This window comes from Permianibacter fluminis, assembly GCF_013179735.1.
Lineage (GTDB): Bacteria > Pseudomonadota > Gammaproteobacteria > Enterobacterales > Permianibacteraceae > Permianibacter > Permianibacter fluminis.
In genome coordinates, this window is record NZ_JABMEG010000001.1 from 1,827,650 (window position 1) to 1,847,971 (window position 20,322).

17 protein-coding genes and 1 tRNA gene are annotated in these 20,322 nt (G+C 60.8%); 8 read left to right on the forward strand and 10 right to left on the reverse strand.

The genetic code is table 11. The annotated features are described in order from the left end of the window. Positions 1–94: 94 nt before the first annotated feature. From HPT27_RS07885 to HPT27_RS07910, 6 genes are all read right to left on the reverse strand, one after another. Positions 95–718, reverse strand: a complete 624-nt coding sequence (locus HPT27_RS07885) for a 50S ribosomal protein L25/general stress protein Ctc (RefSeq protein ID WP_172241385.1) — start codon at positions 716–718, stop codon at positions 95–97. 155 nt (positions 719–873) lie between these two features. Next, positions 874–1,818 carry a ribose-phosphate pyrophosphokinase gene (locus HPT27_RS07890; RefSeq protein WP_172241388.1) on the reverse strand — a complete coding sequence of 315 codons (945 nt, stop codon included), beginning with the start codon at positions 1,816–1,818 and terminating at the stop codon, positions 874–876. 160 nt (positions 1,819–1,978) lie between these two features. Continuing rightward, positions 1,979–2,053 (reverse strand) — tRNA-Gln (locus HPT27_RS07895). A gap of 11 nt (positions 2,054–2,064) precedes the next feature. Beyond that, positions 2,065–2,916, reverse strand: coding sequence for a 4-(cytidine 5'-diphospho)-2-C-methyl-D-erythritol kinase (ispE, locus tag HPT27_RS07900; protein ID WP_172241391.1), 852 nt, complete (start codon positions 2,914–2,916; stop codon positions 2,065–2,067). Between the two features lie 37 nt (positions 2,917–2,953). Beyond that, positions 2,954–3,535, reverse strand: coding sequence for a lipoprotein insertase outer membrane protein LolB (gene lolB / locus HPT27_RS07905; RefSeq protein WP_172241394.1), 582 nt, complete (start codon positions 3,533–3,535; stop codon positions 2,954–2,956). Continuing rightward, complete coding sequence (locus HPT27_RS07910) at positions 3,532–5,610, reverse strand: tetratricopeptide repeat protein (RefSeq protein WP_172241397.1); 2,079 nt, start codon at positions 5,608–5,610, stop codon at positions 3,532–3,534. The genes lolB and HPT27_RS07910 overlap by 4 nt, the downstream gene beginning before the upstream one ends. Positions 5,611–5,946: 336 nt before the next feature. Between HPT27_RS07910 and hemA the strand changes: the two genes are divergently transcribed. The 8 genes from hemA (at position 5,947) to HPT27_RS07950 (ending at position 14,475) form a co-directional block, all read left to right on the forward strand. Continuing rightward, complete coding sequence (gene hemA / locus HPT27_RS07915; protein ID WP_172241400.1) at positions 5,947–7,227, forward strand: glutamyl-tRNA reductase; 1,281 nt, start codon at positions 5,947–5,949, stop codon at positions 7,225–7,227. Between the two features lie 23 nt (positions 7,228–7,250). Beyond that, positions 7,251–8,339: a peptide chain release factor 1 gene (prfA, locus tag HPT27_RS07920; RefSeq protein WP_172241403.1), complete on the forward strand. Its 1,089-nt coding sequence runs from the start codon at positions 7,251–7,253 to the stop codon at positions 8,337–8,339. Between the two features lies 1 nt (position 8,340). Next, positions 8,341–9,174 carry a peptide chain release factor N(5)-glutamine methyltransferase gene (prmC, locus tag HPT27_RS07925; protein ID WP_172241406.1) on the forward strand — a complete coding sequence of 278 codons (834 nt, stop codon included), beginning with the start codon at positions 8,341–8,343 and terminating at the stop codon, positions 9,172–9,174. 118 nt (positions 9,175–9,292) lie between these two features. Continuing rightward, on the forward strand, positions 9,293–10,072 hold the full coding sequence (locus tag HPT27_RS07930; RefSeq protein ID WP_172241409.1) for a HesA/MoeB/ThiF family protein: 780 nt from the start codon (positions 9,293–9,295) through the stop codon (positions 10,070–10,072). An 85-nt stretch (positions 10,073–10,157) separates the two neighbouring features. Beyond that, the gene (locus HPT27_RS07935) at positions 10,158–11,363 is read left to right on the forward strand and encodes an efflux RND transporter periplasmic adaptor subunit (RefSeq protein ID WP_172241412.1); all 1,206 of its coding nucleotides are present in this window, start codon (positions 10,158–10,160) and stop codon (positions 11,361–11,363) included. 12 nt (positions 11,364–11,375) lie between these two features. Beyond that, on the forward strand, positions 11,376–12,137 hold the full coding sequence (locus tag HPT27_RS07940; protein WP_172241415.1) for an ABC transporter ATP-binding protein: 762 nt from the start codon (positions 11,376–11,378) through the stop codon (positions 12,135–12,137). Between the two features lie 8 nt (positions 12,138–12,145). Continuing rightward, on the forward strand, positions 12,146–13,306 hold the full coding sequence (locus HPT27_RS07945) for an ABC transporter permease (RefSeq protein WP_172241418.1): 1,161 nt from the start codon (positions 12,146–12,148) through the stop codon (positions 13,304–13,306). Next, the gene (locus tag HPT27_RS07950; RefSeq protein WP_172241421.1) at positions 13,306–14,475 is read left to right on the forward strand and encodes an ABC transporter permease; all 1,170 of its coding nucleotides are present in this window, start codon (positions 13,306–13,308) and stop codon (positions 14,473–14,475) included. Before HPT27_RS07945 ends, HPT27_RS07950 begins: the two co-directional genes overlap by 1 nt. A gap of 58 nt (positions 14,476–14,533) precedes the next feature. Here the strand turns inward: HPT27_RS07950 and HPT27_RS19065 are convergent, their stop codons facing one another. The 4 genes from HPT27_RS19065 to thrC form a co-directional block, all read right to left on the reverse strand. After that, on the reverse strand, positions 14,534–15,823 hold the full coding sequence (locus tag HPT27_RS19065; RefSeq protein WP_211197896.1) for a hypothetical protein: 1,290 nt from the start codon (positions 15,821–15,823) through the stop codon (positions 14,534–14,536). Positions 15,824–15,843: 20 nt separating this feature from the next. Next, positions 15,844–17,265 (reverse strand): DUF6384 family protein, encoded by a 1,422-nt coding sequence (locus HPT27_RS07960; protein WP_172241424.1) that lies wholly within the window; start codon positions 17,263–17,265, stop codon positions 15,844–15,846. 331 nt (positions 17,266–17,596) lie between these two features. Beyond that, complete coding sequence (locus HPT27_RS07965) at positions 17,597–18,745, reverse strand: cell surface protein (RefSeq protein ID WP_172241427.1); 1,149 nt, start codon at positions 18,743–18,745, stop codon at positions 17,597–17,599. A gap of 193 nt (positions 18,746–18,938) precedes the next feature. After that, complete coding sequence (thrC, locus tag HPT27_RS07970; protein WP_172241430.1) at positions 18,939–20,231, reverse strand: threonine synthase; 1,293 nt, start codon at positions 20,229–20,231, stop codon at positions 18,939–18,941. Positions 20,232–20,322 lie beyond the last annotated feature (91 nt).

A 20,322-nucleotide genomic window follows, 5' to 3' on the forward strand; every position in this document is an offset into this window, starting at 1 on the left:
ACAAAAGGCCGTTCGCAGGGAACGGCCTTCAGTACTGCAGATTGCGTGGCAGTGGCCGATCGCTGCGAGGCGAGCGGCCATTCTACCGCGGCAATCAGGCCTTCGGCGCTTCGCCTTCGGCCGGAGCGGCTTCTTCTTCCGCGCCACCCTTACGGGCATGGCAGGAGACCACGGCCTTGTTGTCACCGTGTTGCAGCGCGGTGAAGGTAACGCCAGCCGGCGCCTTCAGATCACCCAGGTGGATGATTTGGCCAACGGCCAGCGTGCTCAGATCAACCGAAATGAATTCCGGCAGATCTTTCGGCAAGCAGATGATGTCCACTTCAGTCATGTCGTGGTGAATCATCGCGCCAGCCTTGACACCCGGTGAGCCCGCTTCGTTGACGAAGTGAATGGCGACCTTGGTGTGCAGCTTCTCGTTGGCGTTCACGCGCAGGAAGTCAAGGTGTTGAACCTTCGGCTTGTACGGGTGACGTTGCACGGCCTTCAGAATCGCTTGCTCGGCAACGCCGTCGATTTTGATGGTCAGGATGTGCGAGTAAAACGCTTCGTGTTCCAGCGCCAGAATCACCTTGTTGTGGTTCAGGGTGATCGACTGGGCCGGTTTGCCGGCGCCGTAAATGACGGCCGGGATTGAGTCAGCATGACGCAGGCGGCGGCTCGCACCTTTCCCCTGGTCGTCACGCTTTTGCGCGTCGAGTTCGAACGTAATTGCCATTTTTGATGCTCCAAAAATCCGGCGACACGGAATTGTGTGACCGGTTGGCGCAACGTCCGCGACCAGACGTTACGCACTTTCATGCGGCCTTGTTGCAACCGCATAAAAACAGCACAGGCGCGGAAGTGGAAAACTGCCGCGCCTGCAAAAATTCGTTAAACAAACATCTCCGACAGCGACTCTTCCTCGCTGACCCGGCGTATCGCTTCGGCCAGCAGTGGCGCCAGTGACAGCGCCTCAATCTGCTCGCAGGTTTTGGCCTCGGAGCGCAGCGGAATCGTGTCGGCCACAATCAATTTGTCGAGGCCGGATTTGCGAACGTTCTCGACCGCGCGGCCCGACAGCACGGCATGCGTGCAGTAGGCATGCACGGTGGCGGCGCCTGCGGCTTTCAGCGCATTTGCAGCCAGACTCAGGGTGCCGGCGGTGTCGACGATGTCGTCAATGATCACGCAGTTGCGGCCTTCGACTTCGCCGATGATGTGCATCACTTCCGCGACGTTCGGCTGCGGCCGACGCTTGTCGATGATGGCCAAATCGACATCACCGAGCCGTTTGGCCACAGCGCGGGCCCGCACCACACCACCGACGTCCGGTGATACCACCATCAGGTTCGGGAAATGCTGCTTGGCGATATGGTCAATCAGCACCGGCGTTGCGTAGACGTTGTCGACCGGAATATCAAAGAAGCCCTGCACCTGATCGGCGTGCAGATCAACCGTCAGCAAGCGGTTGACGCCGACGATCGACATCATGTCGGCGACGACCTTGGCCGAAATGGCGACCCGGGCCGAGCGGACCCGGCGATCCTGACGGGCATAACCGAAGTACGGGACGACTGCGGTGATGCGACCGGCGCTGGCCCGGCGCAGCGCGTCGGCCATGATCACCAGTTCCATCAGGTTGTCGTTGGTCGGGGCGCAGGTCGACTGGATGATGAAGACATCCTTGCCGCGGACATGCTCACGAATTTCGATATTGATTTCGCCGTCGGAGAACTTGCCGACAGTCGCTTGCGAAACCTGGGTGTTGAGGCGGGCTGCGATGGCGTGTGCCAGCTCGGGGCAGGCATTGCCGCTGAAGAGCATCATGTCTGACATGCGGAACCTCGACAGGGCAGGCGTGGCGCGAAACGCGCCGGAGTTTTGCAGCAGAGAACTGAGTGTCTCTACAAAATCAGTGGCAGGAGTAGAGGGTTTGGAACCGCCGCCAATTGTGCGGTGGGATCAAAACCCGCTGTGCTGCCACTGCAACGAATAATGGCAGGGGTAGAAGGATTCGAACCTCCGAATGGCGGGATCAAAACCCGCTGCCTTACCGCTTGGCGATACCCCTACACAAACTGTTTACACACAGTCATACAACGCTGAGCGTGGTACGCCATGGGCAATGAAACCGGGCGCCAAATCGACGCATGCGTCCAACATTTGCTGCGCGTGGGTTTCATCGCGGGCCAACGCGAACACCGAACTTCCGGTGCCAGTCATGCGCGTTGGCGCCAAATTCTGCAGTCGCTCGATGAGCGTATTCACCGCCGGATACAGCGTGCGAACCAGGGGTTCGCAATCGTTTGTGGTTCGTTCAAACCAGCCCCGGTCGGCGAGGGCGCGTATTGTGCAGGGCTGATGGTCACGTGTCAACGCGGGGTGCTGGAAAATCTCGGCGGTTGGCACGGCGACCGCCGGGGTCAGCACGACATAGGTTTGCCGCGGTAAATCCAGTGCCGTCAGCACTTCGCCGATGCCGGTGGCGTAGGCGGTTTCGGCGCGGACAAAGACCGGTACGTCGGCACCCAATGCCAGACCAATTCGGGCCAGCGTCTCAACGTTCAGACCCAGTCGCCAAAGCCGGTTCAGTGCCCGCAAGGTAGTTGCGGCATTGGATGAACCGCCGCCGAGGCCGCCGCCCATGGCAATGCGCTTGTGCAGCTGGATGCCGGCACCGAGCCGGCAGCCGGTTTCGGCTTGCAGCGCCCGCGCCGCCCGCGCCACCAGATTGTCTTCGGTGGCGACGCCGGGCAGTGCCGGACTGAGGCTGATGACGCCATCATCGCGGCGGCGGAACACCATGTCGTCGCCATAATCGAGCAGCTGAAACGCTGTTTCGAGCAGGTGATAGCCGTCCGGGCGCCGGCCGGTCACATGCAGGAACAGGTTCAGTTTGGCGGGCGAGAGCAGGTTCAGTTCGGTCGTGGGCATGGTCGATTGTGAGGAAGTCAGGGGGCGGCGGGGCCGCTCAGAGTTGCCAGTCGTACAGGGCCAGCTTGAGGCTGAGTTCGGCGTTGCGGGCTTCCAATCGTTTCGGCAGCCAGAGGCCGTTCACTTCCTGCCAGGCCAGGTAATCGACCTGCCAGCCATCGGCGGTCAGTTGCTTGACCCGGCCTTCAGCATCGCGGCTGCGGACGATGGCATCCGGCCCGGCCAAGCCGCGCACCCACCAGCGCAGCCGGTTGACCGGCAATTGCCAGCCAAAATTGTCGTGCAGCAGCGACTCGATATCGGTGCTGGCGATCGGCGCGTGATCGGGCAATTCCAGAATGGCCTCGGTTGCCGAGCCGGTCAGCCGGGCCCGGGTTTCGCCGAGCGGGCCGGTCAGTTCAAAGCGGAAATCGCCCGGGGCTTCGTGCCAATCCAGGCCGGCTGAAAAGCCTTCGTTGCCGCGCTTGAGGCCGATGCGGCCATCGAGCTGCCAGCTTTGCAGGGCGCTGACTGCGGCCTCCTGCTCGCTCAGGCTTTTCGTCGGCCCGGTCTTGCCGGCACAGCCTGCCAGCAGCAAGAGCCCGGCGATCGGTGCGAAAAGTAAGTGTTTGCTACTCACTTGAGTCTTGCCATTACGGCTTTCAAGGCCTGATTGTCTGGTGCCTGCTCGGCGGCGTCCCGCCAGATCTGGCGGGCTTTTTTCTTGTCGCCCAGCTGCCACAGCACTTCACCGTAATGGGCAGCGATTTCCGGCTCAGGCTCCAATGCGAACGCACGGCCAAGCCAGTTTCGGGCGGCGTTCAGATCGCCGCGGCGGTAATGGACCCAGCCGAGGCTGTCCATGATGGCGGCGCTGGTCGGTCGGGAGCGTTGGGCGCGCTGGATCAAATCCAGTGCTTCATCGAGCTGACGGTTGTGGTCGGCGAGGGTGTAGCCGAGCGCGTTCAATGCATCGATATGGTTCGGGTCGAGCGCCAATACCCGGCGCAGATCGGCCTCGCAGCGCTCATGTTGGCCGAGTGGTTCGGCAATCAGCGCTGCGGCGTACAGCAGCTCGGTGTTGTCCTTTTGCTCGGTCAGTTCGCCATCGAGCAGCTCCAGTGCGGTCGGCATCAGGCCTTTTTCTTGGAGCAGGCCGGCGCCAGTAAGTGCCCACTGCAGTTGGGCGGCCGGCGCTTCAGGCCGCAGTTCGCGATACGCCGCCAACAAGCCGGCCGGATTTTTCTGGTCGAGTCCCGCAGCCAGCAGCGCCGGCTCCAGTTGTTGCTGGTAGGCGCCCGGTTCGGCATGGAACAGGGCTTTGGCTTCGGCGCTGCGGCCGGCCTGCTGCAACAGCCGCAACTGGCTGGCCAACAAGCCGGCTTGCTGGCGGATGCGGTTGTCGGTGTCCGCGTTGCCGGCCATGCCGGTGCTGAGACCGTCGAGATTCATGCGGGCGTCGGTCAGCACGTCCAGCGCCTCGTCGTAGCGCTTGGCCTTGCTCAGCAGTTCGGCTTTGGCGCGCTGGGCCGGTGCGTATTGGCTGTCGGTCGGCTTGACCAGGTCGTAACAGGCAAGGGCCTGCTGATCCTGTTTCAGTCGTTCGGCGGCTTGGGCGCACAGCCAGCCAGCCGGTCCGGTTTGCTCGCCGGCTTCCGCGGCCTGCTTCAGGCGTGGCAGGGCAGCATTCAGCTCGCCCGCCATATAAAGGCTGACCGCATACAGGTAGCCGGCTTCCTTGTCGGATTTGTTTTTGGCGAACGGGGTCAACGCGGCGACGGCTTCCGGAAACTGGCCTTGCGCGTACAGCGTCCGGCCCAGTGCCAGTGCCAGTTCGCGGTCGTCCGGGTGTTGTTTGAAACTGTCCTGCAGCAGGGCGATGGCGGCGTCACCATCGCGATTGGCCAACAACTCGGCTTTGACCAGCAGCGCCCGCCGGTAATCGGGGGCGACCTCCATAGCTTTGTCGAGTAGCACCATGGCGTAGGGGCCGTCGCCAAAATGCTGGGCCTGGACTGCTGCCGCCAGCAACACCCACTCCGGATTCGGGTGCTGGTGCGACAGCTCAGCCAGCATCGACAGACTGTCCGGTCCGGCGGCGCGGGCGAACTTGCCAAGCAGCGCCAGCTGGCCGTTTTCATTGCCGCCGACCAGCGCCAGCGCTTGTTCCAGCGTTTGCAGCGCGGCGTCATTTTGCTGGTTTTGCAGTTGCGCCAAGGCCAGTGCCAGCCGGGCTTCCGGATTGCTGGCTTCCAATTTGGCCAGCAGCGTAGCGGCGCGCAGCGTTGCCTCGGTATCCCGCTGTTTCAGCGCCAGGCTGAAGGCTTGCCGGGCCAGGGTCACGTCGTTGCTGCTTTCGGCGGCGGCCAGCAAATTGTTCAGGGCGACGCCGTTTTCGCCGCGTTGCTGGGCGAGTTGACCGAGCAGCACCTGATAATAGGTTTGCGACTGATCGTAGGCATTGGCTTCGCCGGAGCCGGCCGTTGCGTTGGCCTCGGTGGCCGGACTCGCCGTTGGCTCGGCGGCCATCGCGTCGGGCGCTTTGGCTTCTGTGATCACGGCCTCGGCAGGCGCAGCGGTTGGCAGGCTTTGACAGCCGGCCGCCAACAGGCTCAGCGTCAGCAGCAATGCCGTCCGGCGCTGAACAAAACCGGCACGCGCCGGTGACCACAATTCATTCCGGCCTGTTGGCCCGCTGCAACGCAATGAAGGCATGTCTTATTTCCTGGGCCGGGCCGTACGCCCGGGTTGTCACTATACCGAACTCTGTTAGCCAGACCGAGGCCGGCAATGCCGGCCTTGATCGGCAAACCCGCTACACGTTTGCCATCCGGCAGACCGTGCCAATCTTGCCAGCGGTCTGCTTGACCAAAAAAAGCCTGGCGCAAAAGCCGAGGCAAAATCGAAAGCCATGCTCAGCGCAGCAGGCAAAGCAGCAAGCAAAGCAACACCGATAGCAACACCGGTCGCCGCTACCGCCATCAACCGCCGCCGGGGCGGCTGCGCAATGCTACAATGCGCGCCGCGCCAGCCGGGGGTCACCGCAAGCGAATGAGCGTTTTTGCGATCGGAATCAATCATGTCACTGCACCGGTTGCGATCCGTGATCGGCTGGCCTTTCCGCCCGAGATCATGGCCGATGCCCTGCGCGATCTCAGTGCCCAGCCGAATCAGCCTGAAGCCGCGATCCTGTCGACCTGCAACCGGGTCGAGCTGTATCTGTCCGGCGACATCGAGCCGGCCGCCGTCAGTCAGTGGCTGCAGCAGCATCGTCATATCAGTGCCGAGGACCTGCAGCGTTGCCTGTACGTCAAGCGTGATGCCGAGGCAATCCGCCATGTCATGCGGGTCGCCAGCGGACTCGATTCGATGGTGCTCGGTGAGCCGCAGATTCTCGGGCAATTGAAAGACGCGTTCGCCGCCGCCCAGTCAGCCGGCAGCTTGGGCCAGCAACTCTCGCGTTTGTTCCAGCAAAGTTTTGCCGTCGCCAAACAAGTGCGGACCGATACCGCCATTGGTCAATCGGCGGTCAGTGTTGCCTATGCCGCCGTGCAACTGGCCAAACGTATTTTTACCGATTTGTCGAAAACCACGGTGCTGTTCATCGGCGCCGGTGAAACCGTGCAGCTGGCGGCCCAGCATCTGGTGCAGCCGGGCAAGACCTCGGTGATCGTCGCCAACCGGACACTGGCGCGGGCCGAAGAACTGGCAGCGGTTTACGGCGGCGTCGCGGTGCCGCTGTCGGAGCTGGCAACGGTGTTGCCACGCGCCGACATCGTGATCAGTTCAACGGCCAGCCCGTTGCCGATTCTCGGCAAAGGTCTGGTCGAAAGTGCCATTAAGAAGCGCAAGCACAAACCGATTTTCATGGTCGATCTGGCGGTGCCGCGCGACATCGAACCGGAAGTCGCCACGCTGGACGATGTGTTTTTGTACACCGTTGATGATTTGACGACAGTCGTGCAGGAAAACCTGAAAGCGCGCCAGGATGCTGCGGTGGAAGCGGAAGCCATCATCACGACGCAGGTCGAACAGTTTCTGGCCTGGCAGCGTGAGCGCGATGCCGCCGGCACCATCCGGGATCTGCGCGACAACTGGCAACAGATTCAGGATCAGGAGCTGCAGCGGGCGCTGCAACGGCTGGCGGCCGGAGAGGATGCGGCTGACGTGTTGAAGCAATTCGGCCATCGCCTCGGCAACAAATTTCTGCATGCGCCGAGCGAACAACTGCGCGCCGATGCTGCTGCCGGTCGCAGCCACAGCCTGGACGCCGTGCGCCACCTGTTTGATCTGGATGCGACCAGCAAAGCCGATCCTTTGCAAAACAGTTAAGCCAAGAAACTACGAACCCCTCCATGAAAGATTCTGTTGAACGTAAATTGCAGGCCTTGGTTGAGCGTCATCAGGAGCTCGCCGCTTTGCTGGCCGATCCGGCTGTGCTCGGTGACAACAACAAATTTCGCGAACTGTCGAAAGAGTATGCCCAGCTGGAGCCGGTGGTCAGCGAGTTCAATGCCTGGCAGCAAGCGGTGGCCGCGTTGGCCGACACCGAAAAGATGCTGACCGACAGTGACACCGAGATGCGTGAGCTGGCGCGGGAGGAATTGCCGGGCGCCAAGGCTGAGCTGGAACGGCTGGAGCTCAGCTTGCAGAAGCTGCTGCTGCCAACCGATCCGAATGACGCCCGCAACGTCTATCTGGAAATCCGCGCCGGCACCGGCGGTGATGAAGCAGCGATTTTCGCTGGTGACTTGTTCCGCATGTACAGCAAATACGCGGATCGCAATCGCTGGCAGATTGAAATTGTTTCGGAGTCGGTCGGTGAACACGGCGGTTACAAGGAAGTGATTGCCCGCATCGTGGGGCAGGGCGTGTATTCGCGACTGAAATTCGAATCGGGGGCGCACCGGGTACAGCGGGTGCCGGCGACCGAATCACAGGGGCGTGTGCATACCTCGGCCGCCACGGTGGCAATTCTGCCCGAGGCCGATGAAGTCGGTGAGATCGACATCAACCCGGCCGATCTGAAAGTCGATACCTATCGTTCATCTGGCGCCGGTGGTCAGCACGTCAACAAAACCGAATCGGCAATTCGCATCACTCACCTGCCGAGTGGCATCGTGGTCGAATGTCAGGATGAACGTTCACAGCACAAGAATCGGGCCAAAGCCATGTCGCTGCTGGCATCGAAACTGCTGGCCGCCGAACAGGAAAAAGCCCACGCTGCCCAAGCGCAGGAGCGGCGGCTGCAAGTCGGCACCGGGGACCGCTCCGAGCGCATTCGCACCTACAACTTTCCGCAAGGCCGGCTGACCGATCACCGGGTCAATCTGACGCTGTATTCGCTGACCGATATTGTCGAAGGCGATTTGGATCCGGTGATCGATCCGCTCGTTAATGAGTATCAAGCGGATCAACTTGCTGCACTCGCCTCCGGAGGCTGACATGCAAATCGCCGGTGCATTGAAACAAGCAGACGTTGTTTTGGCGCCGGTCAGTGACAGTGCCCGGCGTGATGCCGAAGTTTTGCTCTGTCATGTGCTGGGCGAGTCGCTCACCTATCTGCGAACCTGGCCCGAGCGAGATCTGAGCAGCGAGCAGCAGCAGGCTTACGATGCGCTGATCCGCAAGCGCCAACTTGGCGAACCTGTGGCTTATCTGACCGGTGAGCGCGAGTTCTGGTCGTTACCGTTTCTGGTCACCAGCGACACCTTGATCCCGCGTCCGGAAACCGAATTGCTGGTCGAGAAAACCTTGGCGGTGTTGCCGGCAGGAGCCGCGCAACAGGTCTTGGATCTTGGCACCGGTAGCGGCGTCATTGCGCTGTCGCTGGCCAAGGAACGGCCGCACTGGCAGCTGACAGCCACCGATGCCAGTTTTGCGGCGCTGCGCATCGCCGAAAAAAATGCCCGTCGCCTGAAGCTCAACAACGTTCACTTTGAATACGGCTCATGGTTTGCGCCGGTTGCTGGTCGACGCTATCACGCCATCATCAGCAATCCGCCTTATGTGGCGGATCGCGATCCGCATCTGGCCCAGGGTGATGTCCGGTTTGAGCCCAGCTCGGCGCTGGTATCTGGCAGTGACGGTCTCGACGATATTCGCAGCATAGTCACCGGTGCGCCGGCGCATCTGGAACCGGGCGGCTGGTTGCTGCTGGAACATGGTTACGATCAAGGCGAGGCGGTGGCAGCGTTGCTGCGCGCCGCCGGCTTTGCCGAGGTGCGCACATTGCCGGATCTGGCGGGTCAACCGCGGGTTACGCTCGGGCACTGCTAGACAGCAAGACTTTGCAGCAAGACTAAACAGCAGCACTCAACAGTAAAACTCAGCTGCAAAGCCGGTGACGACCGCAGCAACGGCGACGATAGCAACAAACGCAACAGGGATTTCGCACATGGCCGAGTTTTCCGACGACGAACTGCTGCGTTACAGCCGGCATATCCTGTTGCCACAAATCGATATCACCGGCCAGCAACGCTTGCGCGCCAGCCATGTCCTGATTGTCGGTGCCGGCGGTCTGGGCTGCCCGGTGGCACTTTATCTGGCAGCAGCCGGGATCGGGACGGTGACGGTGGCGGATGGAGATCGGGTCGAGCTGTCCAATTTGCAGCGCCAGATTGGTCATGACAGCGCCGCTATCGGGGAGTTCAAGGCGGTGTCGCTGCGAACCCGCATGCTGGCACTTGATCCATCGGTTCAGGTCAACGCGTATACCAGCTGGCTGAGCGAAGACAATGTCAGCGAACGCGTGCGTGCGGCCGATGTCGTGGTCGATTGCAGTGACAATTTTGCCACCCGCTTTTTGCTGAACACCGCCTGTGTCCGCGCCCGCAAACCGCTTGTCAGCGGCGCCGCGATCCGCGGCGAAGGGCAACTGGCCGTTTTCCTCAATCGTGATGGCGGTGATGATTTATCGCCGTGTTACGCCTGTCTGTTTCCCGATGGCGTTGACGAAGGGGAAACCTGCGCGCAGGCCGGCGTATTGTCACCGCTGGTGGGCGTGATTGGCGCCTTGCAGGCAGTCGAAGTCATCAAGCTGGTCGTCGGACTGCGTGAGAGCAAACCGAAATTGACGGTCTACGATGCCTGGCAAGGCCAGTGGCGCCAGTTGTATCTGCAGCGGGATCCGGATTGCCGCGTCTGTGCCGCGGTGCACGGCAAAGCCGGCAGTTAGTCAGAACGATCGTCAGCAAGAACAACGTTGCAAGCAGCGCCCGTGCAGCACACCAAATTGATAACAACTTTGTGGGTAAGGGAACATGAGCACCGATCTGAACCAACTCAAAATCGATCGCTCCGGTTTGACCGTCAGCAGCCGATCGCCGTGGCCGAAGCGTCTGATCTGGCTGGCGGCCATCGCGGTGACCGTTGTCGTCATCATGGTGCTCGGCGGTAACCGACCGGCTAACGTCAGCACCACCAGCGTCGTCAATGTCTGGCCGTCGCAACCGATTACGGTACTGAACGCCACCGGCTACGTCGCGGCGCAGCGCAAGGCGGCGGTCGCCTCGAAAGGCACCGGTCGGCTGGAATGGCTGGGTGTGCGCGAAGGCAGTGTGGTCAAGCAGGGCGAGGTGATCGCGCGGCTGGAAAACTCTGACGTCAAAGCGCAAGTCGAGCAGGCACAAGCCAACGCCGCTGTAGCGCGTTCGCAATTGCAGGAAGCCGAAGCGGAATTGCGCAACACCGAACTCGCTTTCAAGCGTGCCAAGGAGTTGATTGCGCAAAAACTCATTTCGACCTCGGATTACGATCTGGCCGACGCACGTTATGCCCAGGCAAAAGCTGCCGTCGCGGCCCGGCGCTCGGCGATTCAGGCAGCCGAAGCCAATGTCCGGGTGACGCAGGTGGCATTGGAAAATACCAGCATCCGGGCGCCGTTCGATGGCGTCGTGCTGACCAAAAACGCCAACGTCGGCGATGTGCTCAGTCCGTTCAATACCGGCTTGGATTCGAAGGGCGCCGTCGTCAGCATGGCCGACATGAACACTCTTGAAGTGGAAGCCGATGTCTCGGAAGCGTCGCTCGGCAAAGTGAAGCTGGGTCAAGCCTGCGAGATCCAGCTCGATGGTTTGCCCGAAGTGCGACTGCTGGGTGAAGTTGCCAGCATGGTGCCGTCGGTGGATCGCAGCAAAGCCACCGTGATGTTCAAAATCCGTTTTGTCGAAACCGATGCCCGGGTGTTGCCGGACATGAGCGCAAAAGTCGCGTTCCTGGAGCGAACGCTGGCAGCTGACGAGCGCAAGCCGCGCATGGGCGTCAATCCGCAGGCGATACGCAGCGTCGACAACCGCAAGGAAGTGCTGCGGGTTCGTGACGGCAAGCTGGAGGTGATTGCCGTGACCGTAGCGAGTATGCTCGGTGATGCCCAGATCATCAGTGGCGATCTGACAATCGGTGACAAGCTTGTGCTGAATCCGGCGCCGGAGCTGAAAGCCGGCGCCGCCGTCACCGTCGCGGAATGAGTGCGGATTGCCATGAGCCCAGTGACCGAGACCAGCACAGCAGCGACCCCGGCAGCGGTATCGCTGCGGAGCGTCAGCAAAACCTATTATCGCGGCGGCCAACCGGTGCCGGTGCTTGCCGACATCACCTTTGATGTGGCGCGTGGCGATTTTCTGGCGCTGATGGGGCCGTCCGGTTCCGGCAAATCCACCTTGCTGAATTTGATCGCCGGCATCGACCGACCGAGCAGCGGCCAGATTCTGGTCGACGGCGTGGATATTGCCCGATTGAGCGAGCGCGATCTCGCCGCCTGGCGCGCCGGCAACGTCGGTTTCATTTTTCAGTTTTACAACCTGATGCCGGTGCTGACGGCGCTGGAAAATGTCGAGCTGCCACTGATGCTTACCAGGCTGTCGCGGCGTGAACGCCGTCAGCATGCCGAACTGGCGTTGGCGATGGTTGGCTTGAGTGACCGCACCAGCCATTACCCCTCCGAGCTCAGTGGTGGCCAACAGCAGCGCGTTGCGATCGCTCGTGCGTTGGTGACCGATCCCTCTTTGATTGTCGCCGACGAACCGACCGGCGATTTGGACAAAGTCTCGGCGACCGAGGTCCTGCGTCTGCTCGATCAACTCAACCGCGAACTCGGCAAAACCATAATCATGGTGACCCACGATGTCCGCGCTGCCGAAACGGCCCACGCCATGTTGCATCTGGACAAAGGCGAGCTGTTTGCGCTGGAGAGCAATGGCAAGACGCATTCGCTGAAGCCGAATGCCGTACCCGCGAGCTGAGTCCGGCCATGTTTTTGTTTCTGCTCAAATCTGCCTTTCTCAATGCCTGGCGACATCGGCTGCGCGCGGTGTTGACCGTGACCGGGCTGGTGGTCGCGATTTTGGCGTTTGGTTTGCTGAAAACCATCGTGACGGCCTGGTATGCCGGCGCCGATGCCGCGTCGAACGCCCGGCTGGTTACCCGCAGCAGCATCTCGTTGGTGTTCACGTTACCGATCAGTTACAAGGACCGGATTCGCCGGGTTGACGGCGTCACGGCCATCAGCTGGGCCAACTGGTTTGGTGGCATCTATATCGACGAGCGCAATTTCTTTCCGCAGTTCGCCATCTCCAATGGTTATCTGGACCAGTACCCGGAGTTTGTTGTCGCCGAGGCGGACAAGAAGGCGTTTCTGGTGGATCGGCGCGGCGTCGTGGCTGGCCGCAAGCTGGCCAAGCGCTTTGGCTGGCAAGTGGGCGATGTCATTCCGCTCAAAGGCACGATCTTTCCCGGCGAGTGGAGCTTTGTCCTGCGCGCTATCTATGACGGCCGTGAGCAGAATACCGATGAGAACCAGTTCTTTTTTCACTGGGACTATCTGAATGAAACCATGAAAAAGTCGGCACCGCGACGGGCCAATCGCACTGGCGTTTTTATCGTCTCGGTCAACAATCCTGATAACGTCGCTGAGATTTCCGCTGCCATCGACAAGGAGTTCCGCAACTCCCTTGCGGAAACGCTGACCGAAACCGAGAAAGCGTTCCAGCTCGGTTTTGTGTCGATGACCGAGGCCATTGTGGTGGCGATTGAAATCGTCTCGTATGTGGTAATTCTGATCATCATGGCGGTGATGGCCAATACCATGGCCATGGCGGCCCGCGAACGCACCAGCGAATATGCGACGCTGAAAGCACTGGGATTTTCTCCCGGCTTTATCTCGATGCTGATTGTGCTGGAGTCGGTGCTGTTATGTGCCGTTGGCGCGGTCATCGGCATTGCGCTGACCTATCCCTTGGCGCGCGGTTTTGGCAACGCTCTTGACAATGTCTTCCCGGTGTTCAATGTGGCGCGTGAGACGCCGTGGCTGCAGAGTGGCTGTGCGCTGGTGGTTGCGCTGGTGGCAGCGGCAACTCCGGCTATCCGATCGGCCCGCATACGTATTGTTGACGGCCTGCGGAGTATTGGCTGATGTCGTCCATTCCGTTTTCTTATGTCTGGCGCAATTTGCGAACCCGCAAACTGACTACCTTGCTGACGGCCGGTGGCATGGCGCTGGTGGTGTTTGTCTATGCAACGGTATTGATGCTGGAAGCGGGGCTGGCCGAGACGCTGATCGCCACCGGCTCGCCGGACAATGTCACCGTCATCCGCAAGGGTTCACAAACAGAAGCGCAGAGTGTGGTGGACCGCAATCAGGCCGCCATCATTGAGAGCAATGCGCATGTCGCGACCGATCGGGACGGCAGCAAATTGCTGGCGAAAGAATCCGTTGTGCTGATCAGTTTGCAGAAGCGTGGCACGGTCAAGCCAGCCAACGTGGTCATTCGCGGCACCAACAAGGCTGGCCTCGTGTTGCGGCCACAGGTGCAAATTGTTCAAGGCAGGATGTTTCGGCCGGGCAGTGCCGAAGTGATCGCCGGCCGGGCAATCGCCGAACGGTTTCAGGGCGCAGGCTTGGGCGAAACCATCCGCTTTGGTCAGCGCGACTGGGTGGTGGTGGCGTTGTTCGATGCCGGCAAAACTGGCTTCAATTCCGAAATCTGGGCCGACAGCGAGTTGATGATGCAGTCGTTCCGTCGGTCGGTCTTTTCCGCTGCCACCTTCAAGCTGACCGAGAGTGGCCAGTTTGATGCTGTGGTCAAGGAGCTCGATGCCGATCCGCGCCTGACCGTTGAAGCCAAGCGCGAAACGCAGTTCTATGCCGACCAGTCACGGGTCATGGCGCTGTTCATTCGCTATCTCGGCGTGACACTCAGCGTGATCTTTTCGCTCGGCGCCGTGATCGGAGCCATGATCACCATGTATGCCGCTGTCGCCAACCGGGTTGCTGAAGTCGGCACCTTGCGTGCCATCGGCTTCAATCGCCGCGCGGTGATGACGGCCTTTCTGGTGGAAGCCTTGCTGCTGTCACTGGTGGGTGGTGTCGTTGGGCTGGTGCTCGCCTCGGGCATGCAGTTCTTCACCATCTCGACCATGAACTGGCAAACGTTTTCCGAGCTGGCATTCAGCTTTTCTCTGACGCCGGGAATCGTCATCAAGGCGCTGATTTTCTCGCTGATCATGGGCTTGCTGGGCGGCTTCTTGCCGGCAGCACGCGCAGCGCGGCTGAATATTGTCGATGCGCTGCGCGCGGGTTGACGCGAGTTCGCCAGTTCACTGTCGCGCTAGTTTTTTCCGGTCGGCAAACCTGCCAGCTTCAAAACCCACCACCAGTTTTAAAGCCGCCGCCACCAAAACCGCCACCACCGCCAAAGCCGCCGCCACCGAAGCCACCACCACCAAGACCGCCGCCGCCCCACATGCCGCCACCGGAGCGATGATGCGAGCGACGCGCCGTGGCGGCTGCAATCAGTGCGGCTTCAATCGCCTGTGAGCGCTGGTAGGCGGAATTCAGTTCGGCGACTTCGTTCACCAGCGATTGCTGCGACGCGCGCAGACTCGACAGCTCGGCTTGCAGCTGCTGTTGCTTGCGGTAGTCGAGGTCGTAGCGCTGCAGCAATTGATCATCGGCCGTGGTCAGCGTGGCGTTGACGAAGCGTGCCAGTTCACGATCGGTGACGCTGCCGGCAACCAGCTGGGTCATGCGCTGATGCAGATTGTGTTCGCCTATCGCGATGGCGCCGGTTTCCTGCTTCGCCGCGTCGATGCGCTGTTGAATGTCACTGACGACGGCCTTCGCCGCGCTGACCTTGGCCTCGGCATCTGTCACGATTTTTTGTGCCGCAGGACGCTGCATCCGCTCGGCAATCTGATCACGATGGCTGTCGATTATCGCGGTCAGTGCCTTGATCTGCTCGATCGATTCGGTCACTGCCGCCTGCAGGCGCACCGGTATTGCCAGCAGCAATTCATATTGCCGGGCATTGTCAGGGTAGTAGCAGTTTTCGGCCAGCCAGCGATCAAAGCGGCTGGCAACGCTGCTGCCCTGATAACGGTCACTGCCGTAGCCTCGCTGCCACAGATAGCGAAAGTAGCGGTCGCCTTCGTAAGCCTTGCGCTTTTCACTGGCGTCGGCGGCGGCATCAGCTTGCTGGTGTTGCAGGCGCTCACTCAGCAGTTCGATCTCATCGATACGGCCGCGCAGCTGCTGCACCTCAGCCACCTCGTTGGTGGCGTTGTCGATATGCTGATCCAGATGAGCCAGCGCCTGCACCGCGGCTTCATGCTCGCTGACGGCGGCGCGCACGGCTTCATTGGCGGCGGCGGCCTCGGCATCGTCGCGCTGCAGCTGTTCGGTCAGCGCTTCGTTGCGGGCGTAGAGCTGTTTGAACAGCGCGGATACCTGTTCGTCGGTGTCGGTCCAGTCAAAGCGCTCACCGGCACGGATGGCCTCGATGACATGGCCTCGGATCTGCTGCAGCGTACTGGCCAGCGCGGTTTGCACCTGTTGCAGCGCCGACTGTTGCCGCTGAAAATCGGCTTGTACGCGGTCATGCTCATTGCGAACGGCTTGCAAACGCGCATAGAGCGTGGAGCTGGATGCCATGATGTTCTCCGGAAAAACGCTTACCACTCAGCAATGAAATTGGAGTCAAACCCGCTGCTCAGTTGCCAGCGCAGACTGTTGGCGGCTTTTTTGCCCGCCTCCGGTTGGGTTAGCAGACCGTCGTCCTGTTTGTCGCGTTTGATTGCTTCAAAGGTGTTTTCATTGACCCGCACGCCAAACCGGCGGCGCTCGTATTGCTGCTGATCTTCCGCGCTCTGGATCAGGGCCGACGCTTTGTCGCCACCGGCTGTGACTGCATCAACAATGATGTAATAGGTTTTGGCGCCACGGTTGCCATCGTAGTAACGCCATACCCCGGTTTTCTCGCCCGGCTCGCTGACAATACGCAGCGTGATCGGGGTTTTGAAAAATGCACAGGTGCGGTCGGCGTGCTTGGCCCAGCGATCAACACCATCAATGCTGCTCGCTTGCTTGAATGCCTGGCCTTCACCAAGCAAACCGTTCAGGACATCGCGATCGGCACCGGCACTTTCTTTTACAGCGTCACTCAGGCAGCTGCTGGCGCGAGTGTGGGTGCCAGCGACGGCGGCAATGATATCCAGCGTTTGGCTGGCTTTGCCGGCGTACTCGACAAACTGCAGGCGATCACTGCCGATGGCCGTGCGAGCGGTCGTTTCCGCCATGACACTGGCAACGGCGCGCCATTCGCTCAGCGCCGAGTTGGCGTTAAGGCGTTGCTGCAGTAAATCGTATTGGCTCACCGCCGTGGCCAGTTGCTGATGCGCTTTGACGAGTTGCGTGGCCTGCTTGCTGGCTGCCTGGGTTGTCGGCAGTGCGGCCGAACAGCTGGCGAGTTCCGCTTCACCGGACCAGGCCAATGGCAGCTGTTCAGGAAGTTGCAGCGTTGCACAGCTTTTGCTGCTGGCGAGCGCCAGCAAGGCCTGCTGGTAGCTGGCTTGCAATTCCTGCAGCCAGTTTGGCAAGGCCGGAATTTTGTCGCTGGCCAGATCCGGCAGCGCCGGTGGCAGCTTGGCGACAGCGACTTGTTCGGTCTGGACCGCATCCAGTTGCTGTTGCAGCTGGGCACGATAGGCATCCAGTTCGCGCTGCTGTTGCCAGTTGCTGATCTGCTGGTTGATGAAGCTGGCCAGCAGCACGATACCGGCAAGCACCGCCGCGCTGGCGGTAATGCGGCCGCGGTAAACATAGCAGCTGGCTACGGCGCGACCGACAGCACCCAGTTTGTTGGGCTTGAAGGCATAACGCTGGGCTTGCCGCTCGGCAATGGCCTGATCAATCACCGCATCCGACACGACAATGCCGGCTTGCTGGTAATAGGCCTGAATTTGTCCACGCAGCGCTTTCATCTGCTCGCCGTCGTTGAGCGCCAGATCGAGGCGCTCTTGTTCGCGGCGCAGGCCATCGATGAGATCGATGGTCAGCAGTTTTTCTTCAAACGCTTTGGCGTTTGTATCGGTCATACTGATGTCTCTTTTGGGGCGATGCGCATTCTGTCAGGCCGGAATCAATAGCTAGCATTGCCGGGTTTCGCCCCGGCGAACGAGTTCCTTTCTTTGGCGCAAAGAAAGGAACCAAAGAAACATGCCCGATTCCTCGCCGTGCTACGCACGGTACCCTGTGCTACTCAAGGTCTGGCGGCGGCTGCGGAACTCGCGCTGCGCGCTCAGACAGTCCTCGCCGACGGCCCCGCCAGACCTCTCCGTTGCTCGGCTCGTCAGACGGGCGAGGCAGGCAAAAGCATTCAACACATTGTGCATTGATGCTTTTGCCATCAGGGCCACCGTTTGTTGCCTATTGCGCGGCCTGATGCGTGACCAGATCGTTCAAGCGCTTCTTGCCGGCTTCGACGGTTTCGGCAATTTCAGTGGCGTTCTTGGTCGAGAGGGCGCGCATTTCCTTGATGGTCTCGAACGAGCGGGCCTGGAAATCGACCACGGCATCGACCAGTTTGCGCACGGAATCGACCGCGAGGCCGGGGCCGTAGCCGGCCTTCAGACCTTCGATCTGGATTTCGGTGCCGAGATCGGCAATCGATTCCAAGCCCTTGTTGACGCCATCTTTCATCGCGTTGAGGGTCTGGGTGCCTTCGTGCAAGCCTTGCAGCGAGGTGAAGGCGGCCGACAGCGCGGTAAACACCGTTTCGTTGGTCGAGAAGAAAGTCACGGCTTGCTGATACACGCGTTCTTTTACGGCGGTGGTTTGCAGCAGACGCGCCATCACGACTTCACCGGCGGCGTAGCTGGCCTTGATGTTGTCGGCCAGATCCTTGGCGACCTGGTAGCGGCGGTCTTCGTCCTGCAATGCCCGCATGGCTTGATCGCGGGCGAGTTCCAGTTTGGCGAAGGCTTCGCCTTGGCTGCGATCACCGGCATCGACGGCCGCTTGGGCGTTTTGCAGCCCGGCTTTGGCGGCGGCGAGTTTGTCGTCGGCGGTTTTCAGCAGGCGCTGCGATGCCACTTCGCTTTCCTTCATCGCGACGCGGAATTCCTGATAGGCGAACAGGATATTTTTCTCGCGATCGATCTGCTCTTTGCAATCCTTGGCAACCGTCAAATAGGTTTTGCGGATGTCGTCGAAACGATCCGGAATGCTGCCGCGGGTGATGCGCATCCAGGTCATCGCGGCTTTCTCTTTCCAGTCGACTCGACCGTCATCGACGTAGCCGACCATGCTCTTGGCGTCGTCACGAATCGAGTTGAAATCGCTGGCGATCGACTCGTAGCGATTGGCAATGGTCATCTGGCCGATTTCACTGCGCACCATGTCGTTGAAGGCGCTGGCCTGTTGCAGGGTGCGGGCGATGGCGGTGGCATCGTCCTGGCCGAGTTCGGCAATCTGGCTGATAACCGCAACCACCGGCGCATCCGGTTCGGCTTTCAAGGTCAGGCCGATTTTGTTGAGGGCGGACACAGCGGTGTCCAAGGCTTTGGCGATGCTCATCGTCACGGTGCTCCTGCAGGTGGCCGGCTATCCAGAACGGGCTGGTTTACCAGAACGGGCGGTTTTAATGGCGCACATAGTAACGCGCGCGTGGGTCGCAACAAGTATCGGGCTGTAACAAGAAATGGCGTCGCCTCCGCCGACCCGGTTCAGGCCGGCGGCGGTGCGCGGGATGGACTGCTGACGGCGTTGATTACTGCCAGGCGGCGGCAATCTGCTGTTGCAAGGCGGCCAGCGTTGCCGGAACCTCGTGTGACAACAACGGACGGCGGTCGGCTTCGGCCAGCGCCGCCGGCAGTGGCAACTGGCGATTGAGTGTGGATTCGACGGCTTCCTTGAACTTGGCCGGATGGGCGGTGCACAGGAACAAGCCGGTTTCATTGTCGTGCAGATTGCGCTTCAGGCTGGCGTACGCCACTGCTGCGTGCGGCTCGGCCAGATAGCCGAGTTGGTCCAGCTCGCGCAGTGCCGCCAGGGTTTCCGGCTCGGTAATGGCAGCGTGGCGCAGTTCACTGCTGAGTGAGCGCTGCGCGTGCGCGAACAATTCTTCGATACGCGGCCAGTTGTTGGGCGCGCTGACATCCATGGCGTTACTCAGGGTCGGCACGGTGCTGCGCACGTTCCAGATGCCGCTCTGCAAATAACGCGGAACCGTGTCATTGGCATTGGTGCTGGCGACAAAGGCGTGCACTGGCAGGCCGAGCGCCTGGGCAAACAAGCCGGCGGTCAGGTTGCCGAAATTGCCAGACGGTACGCTGATCACCACCCGATCGCGCTGTGGTAGCTGCGCCAGCGCTTCAAAGTAATAGGTGCTCTGGGCAATGAGCCGGGCAATATTGATGGAGTTGGCCGAGTTCAAGCCAAAACGGGTGACGAATTCGCGGTCGGTAAAGCATTGCTTGACCAGCGCCTGACAACTGTCGAAGTCACCATCGACGGCCAGGGTGCGGATATTGCCGCCGAGCGTGCAGAACAGCTTTTCCTGCAAACTGGAAATGCGGCCCTTGGGATACAAAATCACCACCTGAATATTCGGCAGGCCATAAAACGCATGGGCAACTGCGGCGCCGGTGTCGCCGGAGGTGGCGCTGACGATGGTCAGCGGGCCTTGATGATCGCCGCGTTCGAGCAGGTGCGCCATCACCTGGGCCATGAAGCGGGCACCAAAATCTTTGAACGCCAGCGTCGGACCGTGAAACAACTCCAGCGCCGAGACTTTCTCGCTGACCGCGTGCACTGGCGCCGGAAAAGTAAAGGCGCGCTCGACCAGTGCCGGGATGACGCCGGCGTCAAAATCTTCGCCCAGCAACCGATCCAGAATCGTTTGCGAGCGGGCCACAAACGGCTGGGCCAGCAGCGCGTCGACATCAGCAAAGCGCGGCAGCGCCGTGGGGTAGAACAGGCCGCTGTCGCGACCAATGCTGCGCAACACCGCTTGCCGGAAGCTGACTTGTTCGTCGCTGTGTTTGAGGTTGTAAAGCTTCATGGTGCAGAGTCCATCAAAACCGATTGATTGCAAGGCCGCCGCGTTATCGCGCGGGCGACCAGATTGATTCTTGCCAAAACCGCGCAGCGAT

What these genes read in the sequence shown, in the direction of transcription:
- HPT27_RS07885 (WP_172241385.1), bottom strand. Translation starts at nt 718, where the DNA reads ATGGCAATTACGTTCGAACTCGACGCGCAAAAGCGTGACGACCAGGGG.
- HPT27_RS07890 (WP_172241388.1), bottom strand. Translation starts at nt 1,818, where the DNA reads ATGTCAGACATGATGCTCTTCAGCGGCAATGCCTGCCCCGAGCTGGCA.
- ispE (WP_172241391.1), bottom strand. Translation starts at nt 2,916, where the DNA reads ATGCCCACGACCGAACTGAACCTGCTCTCGCCCGCCAAACTGAACCTG.
- HPT27_RS07910 (WP_172241397.1), bottom strand. Translation starts at nt 5,610, where the DNA reads ATGCCTTCATTGCGTTGCAGCGGGCCAACAGGCCGGAATGAATTGTGG.
- hemA (WP_172241400.1), top strand. Translation starts at nt 5,947, where the DNA reads ATGAGCGTTTTTGCGATCGGAATCAATCATGTCACTGCACCGGTTGCG.
- prfA (WP_172241403.1), top strand. Translation starts at nt 7,251, where the DNA reads ATGAAAGATTCTGTTGAACGTAAATTGCAGGCCTTGGTTGAGCGTCAT.
- prmC (WP_172241406.1), top strand. Translation starts at nt 8,341, where the DNA reads ATGCAAATCGCCGGTGCATTGAAACAAGCAGACGTTGTTTTGGCGCCG.
- HPT27_RS07930 (WP_172241409.1), top strand. Translation starts at nt 9,293, where the DNA reads ATGGCCGAGTTTTCCGACGACGAACTGCTGCGTTACAGCCGGCATATC.
- HPT27_RS07935 (WP_172241412.1), top strand. Translation starts at nt 10,158, where the DNA reads ATGAGCACCGATCTGAACCAACTCAAAATCGATCGCTCCGGTTTGACC.
- HPT27_RS07940 (WP_172241415.1), top strand. Translation starts at nt 11,376, where the DNA reads ATGAGCCCAGTGACCGAGACCAGCACAGCAGCGACCCCGGCAGCGGTA.
- HPT27_RS07945 (WP_172241418.1), top strand. Translation starts at nt 12,146, where the DNA reads ATGTTTTTGTTTCTGCTCAAATCTGCCTTTCTCAATGCCTGGCGACAT.
- HPT27_RS07950 (WP_172241421.1), top strand. Translation starts at nt 13,306, where the DNA reads ATGTCGTCCATTCCGTTTTCTTATGTCTGGCGCAATTTGCGAACCCGC.
- HPT27_RS19065 (WP_211197896.1), bottom strand. Translation starts at nt 15,823, where the DNA reads ATGGCATCCAGCTCCACGCTCTATGCGCGTTTGCAAGCCGTTCGCAAT.
- HPT27_RS07960 (WP_172241424.1), bottom strand. Translation starts at nt 17,265, where the DNA reads ATGACCGATACAAACGCCAAAGCGTTTGAAGAAAAACTGCTGACCATC.
- HPT27_RS07965 (WP_172241427.1), bottom strand. Translation starts at nt 18,745, where the DNA reads ATGAGCATCGCCAAAGCCTTGGACACCGCTGTGTCCGCCCTCAACAAA.
- thrC (WP_172241430.1), bottom strand. Translation starts at nt 20,231, where the DNA reads ATGAAGCTTTACAACCTCAAACACAGCGACGAACAAGTCAGCTTCCGG.